Annotated in this window: 1 protein-coding gene and 1 pseudogene; both read right to left on the reverse strand. The window is 73.6% G+C overall.

The window, feature by feature from the left end; genetic code table 11:
* The coding region (locus tag TA90_RS01740) for an ABC-F family ATP-binding cassette domain-containing protein (RefSeq protein ID WP_043534303.1) at nt 1–1,552 on the reverse strand (1,552 nt) is incomplete at its 3' end.
* A pseudogene (locus tag TA90_RS01745) lies at nt 1,552–1,775 on the reverse strand (hypothetical protein); the annotation flags it as partial. The pseudogene TA90_RS01745 and the gene TA90_RS01740, both read right to left, overlap by 1 nt.

Raw genomic sequence — 1,775 nt, forward strand, 5'->3', positions numbered from 1 at the left:
GCAGTTCCAGGTACTGCTCGACGCCGCCGGGCAGCGCCCGCACGGTCCCGTCGCCCAGCAGGGCCACCTGGTGGTCGGTGACGCGCTCGAGGAGGTAGCGGTCGTGGGAGACGACCACGAGGGTCCCGGGGAAGGTGTCGAGCAGGTCCTCCATGGAGGCCAGGGTGTCGATGTCGAGGTCGTTGGTGGGCTCGTCCAGGAGCAGGACATTGGGTTCAGACATCAGCAGCCGCATGAGCTGGAGGCGACGCCGCTCCCCACCCGAGATCTCCGGGATGCGGGTCCACGCGCGCTCCCGCGTGAAGCCCATGCGCTCCGTCATCTGGGCGGCGGTGACCTCCTTGCCGCCGACGACCACGACGTGGGCGACCTCGTCCACCGCCTCGACGACCCGCATGTCACCGAGCGCGTCGAGTTCGTGGGTGTCCTGGGACAGGGTCGCGACCTGGACCGTCCTGCCGCGGCGCACCCGCCCGGAGGTGGGCTCCAGGTCCCCGCGCAGCAGGTTGAGCAGGGTGGTCTTGCCGGCGCCGTTGACCCCGACCACGCCGACGCGCTCGCCCGGAGCCAGGCGCCAGGTGACGTGGTCCAGGACCCTGTTGACGGAGCCGTCGGGCCGCATGAAGTCCACGGTGACGTCCTCGAGGTCCAGGACCTGCTTGCCCAGGCGGCTCGTCGCCATGCGCACCAGCTCGACGGTGTCGCGCGGCGGCGGCACGTCGGCGATGAGCGCCTCGGCCACGTCGATGTGGAACTTCGGCTTCGAGGTGCGCGCCGGGGCCCCGCGCCTCAGCCAGGCGAGTTCCTTGACGAGGAGGTTCGCGCGCTTCTGCGCGGCGACGTCGGCCTGGCGCAGTCGCTCGGTGCGCGCCAGGGTGTACGCGGCGTAGGAGCCGTCGTAGACCTCCACGTGGCCGGGGATCTGGGGGCGGTCGCCGCCGGGGTCGATGCCGGGCACGACCTCCCAGATGTGTTCGCACACGGCGTCCAGGAACCAGCGGTCGTGGGTGACGGCCAGCAGGGCGCCCCGCGCACCGGGTCTGGCGAAGCGGTCCCTGAGGTGCTGGGCCAGCCAGGCCACGCCCTCGACGTCGAGGTGGTTGGTGGGCTCGTCCAGGGCGACCACGTCCGACTCGGCGCTGAGGACGCGGGCGAGGGCCACGCGTCGGCGCTGGCCACCGGAGAGGGTCCCCACCTGCGCGTCGAGGTCGATGTCCGCCAGCAGCCCGGCGTGCACGTCGCGGATGCGGGCGTCCGAGGCCCACACGTGTTCCTCCATGCCGGGGTGCACGGACTCCACGACGGTGGCGGCCGGGTCGAGGCGGTCCACCTGGTCCAGGACCACCACGCGCAGCCCGTCACGGCGGATGACGCTGCCGTCGTCGGGCTGTTGGGTGCCGGCGACGAGGCGCAGCAGGGTGGACTTCCCGGCGCCGTTGGGGCCGAGGATCCCGACCCGCGACCCGTCCTCCACCCCCACGGTGACGTCGGAGAGCAGTTGGCGGGATCCCGCCAACGCCCCCAGTGCCTGGGTGCCCAGGAGGTGCGCCATCAGTCCTTCCCTTCCCGGGACCCGTGTCCCGCCCCAGCGCCCGTGTCGGGCTCCAGGTGTGCACCCGCGGCGGGTCCGCGGGTGGTGAGGACGTCGGCGACCCCCGGTGTCCCACGCCACGCCTCCGCCAGGGCGCGGGCGTGCCCGGCGTCGCGCGCGAGGGCGGCCACGGTCGGCCCGGACCCGCTGAGCACGACGTCGAGTGCTCCGGCGTCGCGCGCGG

The organism is Actinomyces polynesiensis (assembly GCF_000820725.1).
Lineage (GTDB): Bacteria > Actinomycetota > Actinomycetes > Actinomycetales > Actinomycetaceae > Pauljensenia > Pauljensenia polynesiensis.